At 29.3% G+C, this 8,722-nt stretch carries 6 protein-coding genes; 3 read left to right on the top strand and 3 right to left on the bottom strand.

Going from position 1 to position 8,722, the window contains the following annotated elements:
* Positions 1–261: 261 nt before the first annotated feature.
* Positions 262–960, bottom strand: coding sequence for a DUF554 domain-containing protein (locus F811_RS0101090; protein WP_020003462.1), 699 nt, complete (start codon positions 958–960; stop codon positions 262–264).
* Positions 961–1,071: 111 nt separating this feature from the next.
* Positions 1,072–3,633 carry an alpha-glucan family phosphorylase gene (gene glgP, locus F811_RS0101085; protein ID WP_020003461.1) on the bottom strand — a complete coding sequence of 854 codons (2,562 nt, stop codon included), beginning with the start codon at positions 3,631–3,633 and terminating at the stop codon, positions 1,072–1,074.
* 367 nt (positions 3,634–4,000) lie between these two features.
* Between glgP and aroF the strand changes: the two genes are divergently transcribed.
* The gene (gene aroF / locus F811_RS0101080; RefSeq protein ID WP_020003460.1) at positions 4,001–5,044 is read left to right on the top strand and encodes a 3-deoxy-7-phosphoheptulonate synthase; all 1,044 of its coding nucleotides are present in this window, start codon (positions 4,001–4,003) and stop codon (positions 5,042–5,044) included.
* A 116-nt stretch (positions 5,045–5,160) separates the two neighbouring features.
* Here the strand turns inward: aroF and F811_RS0101075 are convergent, their stop codons facing one another.
* Positions 5,161–6,228 (bottom strand): hypothetical protein, encoded by a 1,068-nt coding sequence (locus F811_RS0101075; RefSeq protein WP_020003459.1) that lies wholly within the window; start codon positions 6,226–6,228, stop codon positions 5,161–5,163.
* A gap of 601 nt (positions 6,229–6,829) precedes the next feature.
* Here F811_RS0101075 and F811_RS0101070 point away from each other — a divergent pair.
* Positions 6,830–7,777 carry a hypothetical protein gene (locus F811_RS0101070; RefSeq protein WP_020003458.1) on the top strand — a complete coding sequence of 316 codons (948 nt, stop codon included), beginning with the start codon at positions 6,830–6,832 and terminating at the stop codon, positions 7,775–7,777.
* On the top strand, positions 7,743–8,594 hold the full coding sequence (locus tag F811_RS0101065; RefSeq protein ID WP_020003457.1) for a DnaA ATPase domain-containing protein: 852 nt from the start codon (positions 7,743–7,745) through the stop codon (positions 8,592–8,594). The genes F811_RS0101070 and F811_RS0101065 overlap by 35 nt, the downstream gene beginning before the upstream one ends.
* Positions 8,595–8,722 lie beyond the last annotated feature (128 nt).

Here is an 8,722-nt window from a genome sequence, read left to right as displayed (position 1 = left end):
CATCAATCTGTAAATATAACGTAAATTTTATGTAATATCTATTGACAAACACTTAATTTTTATTATCTTTCTTCATATATATCTTTTTAGCATTTATATGAAATTAACAAATCAACATGTAAATTAACTTTACAGTCGTCGATCTATAAAAACATAAAAAATATATTATGAACTTTACAAAAATTATACTCTTTATACTCAAATATGTCAAAGAACATACCTTTATTAGTATAATACATTTTTACTAATTTTACAAGTTTTTTATAAAAAATTCACATATGGTATAAGTAGTACTAGTAACACAGCAAAAACTAAAGCTGGAAGAAAATCTCCAGTTTTTATTTTAGCCATTTTTAATAAATTTATTCCTATCATCATAACCGTAGCTCCTCCAACTGCTGAAACTTCTATAAGCATAGTTTCAGATACATAAGGCTCTAAGAATGATGAAAGTATAGTTAAAGTTCCTTGATAAATGAAAATGCTTATGATAGAAAATGTTACTCCCACTCCATAAACAGTAGACATAAATATAGCAACAAATCCGTCTATAACACTTTTCGTAAATATCAAGTCATATACTCCCTGCGTGCCTGCCTGAAATGACCCTAATATTGACATAGAACCAGAGCAGAAAAGTATTGATGAAGTTAAAAAACCTAAAGCAAAATTGCCTGAATTTTCTTTGAGTGTGAATTTATTTTTTAAAAACTCTCCGAAATATTCAATCTTTTCTTCTATTTTAAAAAATGTACCTGTAATTCCTCCAAGCATTATTGATATGGCAAATATTAATATATGCTTTGTAGTTATTGCCATACTTATACCTATAGTAAGCGATATTATACCTGCAGCTATAAATACAGGAGATTCATATTTTTTTGAGAGTTTATTTTTAAATATAAGTCCTACAAGAGAGCCTATTAACACGGCCATCATATTCACAAAAACAGCTATCATAATATATATTCCCAAACATTTTTGTTTATTGTATTTTATTAATTTTTAGTAATAAAAAGGGCTTAAACTTTCAAGTCTAAGCCCAATTTTATATAAGTTACCCTTTAAGTATTAACCCCATATTATTAACTTCATATCAAATTTGTAGCTCAAATCTTTATGATATGGATACATTCTTATAGCATAACCGCTTTGACCGCTGTTTATGCATTCCAAAGTTCCAGAGAATGAATGTCTGCCGTTTCCTAAATCAGCAGAATGTTTCATCTCAACTGTAACAGGCTCTAATATATCTTCTTTCATGCTTAATTTACCATAGTAAAGTTCTACTCTTACAGAATCAGGAGCTATATTGCCCAAATTAACTATAGTTTTTACTTCAAATTTGCTTCCTACTTTTAAGTTTCTTGAAGGCATTTCGGATATAGTATTTTCAAATGATACTTTAGACCATTTAGAGAATATATCCTGTTTCCAAGATTTTAACTCTTTCGCTTTAGCAAATTCATTTTCTGTCATATTAAAATATCTTTTGCTTGCATTATTATAGAATTTATTAAAGTAATCAGCAACCATTCTATTAGTAGAAAATACTGGACAAACAGTCTGCATGCTCCATTTCATAGCAGCAACCCATTGTCTAGGTATATCATCTCTTCCTCTTTCATAGAATAGAGGTATAATTTCATTTTCTAATACATTATAAAGAGCTTTACTTTCAACTTCATCTTGATATTCCAAATCGGTATACTCTTCTCTGTTACCGATAGCCCAACCATTTTGTCCGTCATAAGCCTCATCCCACCAACCATCTAATACGCTGAAGTTCAATCCTCCGTTTGGCGGAACTTTCATACCGCTTGTACCGCTTGCTTCTAAAGGTCTTCTAGGATTATTAAGCCATACATCTACACCCTGAACCATGTATCTGGCTACATTAATATCATAGTCTTCTATAAATACTATATGATCTCTGAAATCTTCTCTTCTGCAAATTTCAGCAATATTTCTTATTAATTCCTTACCGCCGTTATCATGCGGGTGGGCTTTACCTGCAAATATTATCTGTACTGGTCTTTCAGAATTATTGATAATATTTTTTAATCTTTCTAAGTCTTTAAATAGCAAAGTACCTCTTTTATATGTAGCAAATCTTCTCGCAAAGCCTATTGTTAAAGCTTCTGGAGAAAGTATTTGTTCAGCATGTTCTATTTCTTTTTTGGTGAATCCTCTGTTTGTAATCTGAGCTTTTAATCTTTCACGGCAGAAATCAATAAGTCTTTCTTTTCTTCTTTCATGAGTTCTCCAAAGCTCTGCATCAGGTATTTTCTGAACTCTTTCCCATATTTCATATTCAAGAGGTTTAGTTCTCCAGCGAGGTCCTAAATATCTGTCAAGAAGGTTCTGCATATCAAAAGATATCCAGCTTAAAGTATGAATTCCATTAGTAATAGAATCTATAGGAAGTTCATTAACTGGAACACCTTTCCATATATCTTTCCACATGTTTCTTGATACATGTCCATGAAGTTCGCTTACTCCGTTATTTTCAGCTGATAAATTAAGAGCAAGAACAGTCATACAGAAACTTTCTTTTTGGTCATCTGGATTGATTCTTCCAAGTCTTATAAACTCGTCCATACTCATATCTATATGTTTAACATATTCATAAAAATATTTCTGAACCATATCTATAGGGAATATATCATTACCAGCAGGTACAGGAGTATGAGTTGTAAATATATTTGAGCTATATACAACTTCTCTTGCTGTGTTTTTATCTAAATGATTATTTTCCATTAATTGTCTTATTCTCTCTAAAGAAAGAAAAGCACTGTGTCCTTCATTCATATGGTATATTGTAGGTTTAATTCCTAATTTATCCAAAGCCTTAACACCGCCTATACCAAGAAGTATTTCCTGCTGTATTCTAGTTTCTAAGTTGCCGCCGTAAAGCTGAGCTGTAATATCTCTGTCTTCAACACTGTTTTCTTCTATGTTAGCATCCAAATAGTAAAGTTCTATTCTTCCTACATTTGCTTTCCATATTTGAGCATAAACTTTTCTTCCTGGTAAATCTACATCCACCTTCATAGTTTCGCCGTTTTTATCTAAAACTTTTTCTAAAGCTAAGTTAAAGAAATCATTTTCTATATCATATTCCTGCTGCCAGCCATCAGCATTTAAATATTGTCTGAAATAACCTTTTCTATATAATAGTCCCATAGCAACTAAAGGAAGTCCCAAATCACTAGCAGATTTTAAGTGATCTCCTGATAATATACCAAGACCGCCTGAATAGTTAGGCAAAGATTCATGCAAACCATATTCAAAAGAAAAATAAGCTATTTTTTCATTAGGAGCTTTTTGATCTTCGCTTAAACTATCATACCAAGTTTCCTGTTTCATGTATGTTTTAAACTCATCATAAACTTCTGCTAAACTCATCATAGCAGCATCGTCCTGAAGCATAGCGTCAAAGCGTTCCTGCAAAGATTCTCCAAGTACTCTTATTGGATTATGATCTCTTTTATCCCAATTATCAATATCTATTGTTCTTAATAAAGTTACTGCTTTTTGATTCCAGCACCACCAAAAGTTTTTAGTAATTTCTATAAGTGGCTCCAATTCTTTTGGTACTGATGGTGAAACCATATATTTATTTAATTTCATAACATACCGCCTTAAAAAATTATTTTAGATATATTTTTACCTATTCTATAATATTTTACAATAAAATCAATGAATTTATTTAATTTATGATTATTTATTTTTTAATGTATTAATTGTACATATTCTACTTGACTTTTATTAATTTTTATATATAATATTTTACTATGAAAGGTAAAATTATTTCAAATATCATAAGTAATTCTTTTTGCTTTACATTTTTCTTTAGCTTTTTTGGCGTTTAAGGCGCCAGTATATTCTATTTTTTTCACAAACCAATATATATAAAATTAAATTTTTTTAATACCAGTATGATAATAAACTGAAAACATCTAATATATAATATTTTAAATTTAGGAGATTGACTAATATGATAATCGTAATGAAACCAAATGCTAAAGAAGAATATATAAACAATATAACAGAAAGACTTATATCTGCGGGACTAGGCACTAATAAGATAGTAGGGGTTGACTGTACTGTTATAGGTATAGTAGGGGATACTTCAAAAGTTGATAGAGAATTAATGGCTACTTTACCCGGTGTTGCCAGAGTTTTAAAAGTACAAGAACCTTTCAAAAGAGCAAACAGAGCTTTCAAAAAAGAAGACACTATTGTTGATGTAAGCGGAGTAAAAATAGGAGGAGCTAAACCTGTTATAATAGCTGGTCCTTGCTCAGTTGAAAGTGAGGAACAGGTTATTAATATTGCTAAAAGCGTAAAAGCTGCAGGAGCTTCAATACTTAGGGGAGGGGCTTTCAAACCTAGAACTTCGCCTTATGCTTTCCAAGGATTAGCACTTGACGGACTTAAAATATTAAAACTTGCAAAAGAAGAAGTGGGCATACCTATAGTAAGCGAGATAGTATCAATAAGACATTTAGAAGATTTTGAAAATACTGTTGATATGATACAAATTGGGGCAAGAAACATGCAGAACTTCGAGCTTTTAAAAGAAGTAGGTAAATTAAATAAACCTATACTTTTAAAAAGAGGACTTGCCAACACTATGGAAGAATGGCTTATGAGTGCAGAATATATACTTGATAAAGGAAACAGCAATGTAGTATTATGCGAAAGAGGTATAAGAACTTTTGAAACTTATACTAGAAATACTTTCGATGTTTCTGCTATACCTATGATAAAAAGAATGAGCCATTTGCCTGTAATAGGAGATCCTTCACATGCCAGCGGTAAGGCTTGGATGGCACTTCCTCTTACTTTAGCTGCTCTTGCTGCTGGTGCTGATGGTATGATTATAGAAGTACATAATGATCCTGAACATGCTTTATGCGATGGGGCTCAGTCAATAAAACCAGATACTTTTGAAGATATTATGGAGTCTGTTAATATGATGAGCGAAACTGTGAATAAAATAAAAGAACGTCATGGAGGAAAGATTTACACTAAATAATTTTTTATAATTGTTTGGTATAAAATGTAATTACAAAAGTTGTAAGTAAGTTTTAATTAAATAAAAAAGCCTGCTCATAATATTTTATGAACAGGCTTAATTTTTATTAATTACAATCAAGCACCTTGTTTAGTTAATGTAATTTTTTGCTGAGTATCAGGATCTGTATAAGTAGCCGTTTGTTTGTCATCGCTGAATACTATGACATAGTCTTTATAATTATTTGCATCCGAACCTATTGTGGTAGTCAATGTATTGCCTAATAATATTCCGCTAGTATATCCGTATCCTCCTATTATTAGCGTAGCTCTATATGATGTTATCATTAAAGTAATATTACTTCCGTCAGTAGAGTTGTAAGTTCCAATGTATGGAGTTAATAAATCAGATTTTTTTAAATCATCAATATTCTGATATTCTCCATCTAGTTTTTGATAATTTTCAATCATATAACTATCTTTAAATATCATTGATAGCTCAACATTATATGTATAACTTTGAGCATTTTCAGTAATTATTTGGCTCATTTCCATAACTAGGTTATCACCATTTAATGCTATATTTTTTATCTGTACTTGAACCCCTTCAGGAATTTGAGTATATATATATCCGTTATTATCTATAATGAAATTAATACTTTTTTCAGGCATAGAATTTTGAGTTCCGTAATAATAATTATAATAGCTTCCTGCATACTTTTCTAATCCATTAACTTTAGCTAATTGTTTATAACCAGATGTGGATGATGTAGGTTCTTTCATATATATATCTTTTGTAGATTTAGTTATTCCATTATTTTCAAAAGTATATAGATAAATAATTTTATTCATTGGTTCTATATAATTGATTGTTTCTATCTGGAGTTTATTGTCAAGTAAAGTCATTTGACCTGTTATCTCTACACCTTCTTCAGATGAAGAGATATCGTATATTTTGCCATTTTCAATTATTTCTTGTGGATTAATAGCTTTATCATATTGTATATAATACCTTCCTTCATGTTTTTTTAGAAAATCTGCTATTGTTGTTGGACTTGAAGTGCCTGTTCCTTCTTCTATAATGCTGCCTCCTCCAGTATTTCCTATTCCTGTATCACCATTATTGGTTGGGGTTGTAGGGTTGTTTTTTGAACAGCTTATGGCTAGTATTAAAGCTGCTGCGATTAATAAAACCTTTTTAATCATTTTTCTTTCTCCTTAAAAGATTATAATTTTTATATTAACTTATATTTATTTTTGCAATGGCAAAAAAGCCTATAAGATAATAAGCCTAAGTAATTAATGAAAAATTGGGATATTGTTTTTTTATTAAGGATAAAAAAATTATATAATGATGCGATGCGATGCGATGCGATGCGATGCGATGCGATTATATCAAACATTTTTTACCCTTACTATTAAAAATTATTATTATACTCAATATTTAATACGTAATTTTAAAAATATTTGCTGATTTTTTTTACAAAAAAACGAAAAAAATTATTATTTTAACGAATTTCAAAAGAATATGGAAAGCGGTACAGGTTTCAAAATCTTCGTTCATAATAAAAATCGACACAATAAAAAATCTAGTATGCGTAAAAAACATACTAGATTTTAAACAAAATCAATTTTTAAAAATATCGAAAATAAAAGCAAATAAAAAGTTTTTTTACAACTTTTTTAATATAAATCTGAGCATATCTTTTAACTATCCATCAGTTAAAAAAATAACAAATCAATACAATACAAATTTATTTAAATCATTTGAAAACAAATCAAAAAAATATTTATGCGGAGCAGTGCTATGACTACAGAAACACCAGAAGTAAAAAGCGAATACTTAATATCAACGTATGGCGATGCTATGCTTGATAGAGGTTTTACCTCTATACCGAATACATTAATTTATTACAGAAAAAGATTAGGACTTACTGCAAGCGAGTTTGAGTTTATAATTGCTGTAATGAGCCTTAGCTGGAGAAAAGAAAAAGAAATCAGAGACAAAGAAATCAATCCGATGGCTCAGCATTATTACAGACAAAGACAAAGTCTGTATGCAAAAGGTTACTTAACTTTTTCAACCAGATATATTTATAAAGATAATATTTTTAGAGGAACAGGGACAGTATATAATTTTGCAGGATTAAAAAAAGCAATAGAGATGCTTGTTGAAGAAGACAGAGCAATACGCAATATGGATGCACCTGTTGAACAGAAATATGATGAGCCTAGCTTGTTTAATGAAGATGTAAACACAGAACCTTTACAGCCTAGAAAATTAATAAAAAAAGAAAAAACAGAAGAAGAGAAAAAAGAAGCTGATGATTTTAAAAAATTCTGGGATAAATATTTTAATGTGCATGAAGAGGTTTTAGGGTTTAAATTAGATTTCAGAAAAAATACAAAATATAAAGAGTATTTATTAGAGCATTATAGAAAAAGAACTACGGACAATATAGATGATGCTTTAATAATTGCTAAAGAATATTTTTTAAGATTAGCAGAAAATAAAAGAGACAGTATAAAATTTCAAAACTTAGTAGGATTAGCATTGAAAGGAAATCTACAAAAAGCAGAAGATAAAAAAATAGATGATGCTAAAAAATATTTTTTTGAAGAAAATAAAACAGATAAAGAAAACAAAAAATACTCAATACCTCGAGGACTTGATAAATTAAATGCTTTATTAAATGAATTGGAAAAAGGAGGAAATATTCATGAAGCGTATGCTAAAATTGCAAATTGCGGATAGCAGTTATTGCCTTCTTAGCTATAAAAAACATTTGGAAGAATTGAAAAAAACGGCAAGAGAAGGCAAAGACCCTCACTGCACAAAATGCGATGAGTTTGGATTTGTTATAGGTACTAATAAAAAGAATCTAGTTCCTATTGTTTGTTATTGTGTAAGTGATGAAAAAAGTAAGATAGAAAGAAAAATAGAGGACTTAGAAATAATAATAAAAAGATACAATAATGTATTTAATAAATTAGACAATGATATGACATTAAATATTTTTGCAGAAAGGTTTAATAATCAAAAGCTAGTAAGCAGTATAAAAAAATATTTAGAATTAGGAAGTATGAACTCACTGTATATCGAAGGAGAAAGCGGAACAGGTAAAACTACAATGCTTAAAATATTATGGCAGATATATGCTATTAATAACATTAAAGCATTGTATATGAGAGCATCTATTTTTGAAGATATGCATAAAAACTTATTCAATAAAAATGCTCAGGACAGAGACTTGAAATCAAGTATAGATGCCAAAATAGATAATATAAAATTTGCAGATATTATTATGATAGATGATATTGACAGCGTAGGTTTTCATTATGCTGCTGAAGGCTATTATAAATTATTTGATAAAATAAGAGCATTAGAAAAAACAGTGATACTTACATCAAATAAAAGTTATAGCAACTTAATGAATAGCTTAAATATAAAAACAAGGAAAGATAATATTGAAGAAATCAAAGGCAGACTTACAAGCAGATTAAAGAACTTAAATATTATAGAACTAGAAATGCAGAAGTTTGAAATCAAATCTGATAAATTAGCATCATAGAAATAAGGAGGTTATTATGCAGTTATGCAGAAAAATGAGAAGTACAGAAATAGCTTTATTTTGGGATGGAAATATAACAAAAGATATAGAGTTATTTAAAAGTCTAGGATTAATAAAAATCATAGATA

This window comes from Brachyspira innocens ATCC 29796 (assembly GCF_000384655.1).
In the GTDB taxonomy this organism is placed as follows: Bacteria; Spirochaetota; Brachyspiria; order Brachyspirales; family Brachyspiraceae; genus Brachyspira; species Brachyspira innocens.
This window is presented reverse-complemented; position numbering and strand designations above follow the sequence as displayed.

Coding starts and splice junctions, on each gene's coding strand:
- F811_RS0101090 (WP_020003462.1), bottom strand. CDS start 960: ATGATAGCTGTTTTTGTGAATATGATGGCCGTGTTAATAGGCTCTCTT.
- glgP (WP_020003461.1), bottom strand. CDS start 3,633: ATGAAATTAAATAAATATATGGTTTCACCATCAGTACCAAAAGAATTG.
- aroF (WP_020003460.1), top strand. CDS start 4,001: ATGATAATCGTAATGAAACCAAATGCTAAAGAAGAATATATAAACAAT.
- F811_RS0101075 (WP_020003459.1), bottom strand. CDS start 6,228: ATGATTAAAAAGGTTTTATTAATCGCAGCAGCTTTAATACTAGCCATA.
- F811_RS0101070 (WP_020003458.1), top strand. CDS start 6,830: ATGACTACAGAAACACCAGAAGTAAAAAGCGAATACTTAATATCAACG.
- F811_RS0101065 (WP_020003457.1), top strand. CDS start 7,743: ATGAAGCGTATGCTAAAATTGCAAATTGCGGATAGCAGTTATTGCCTT.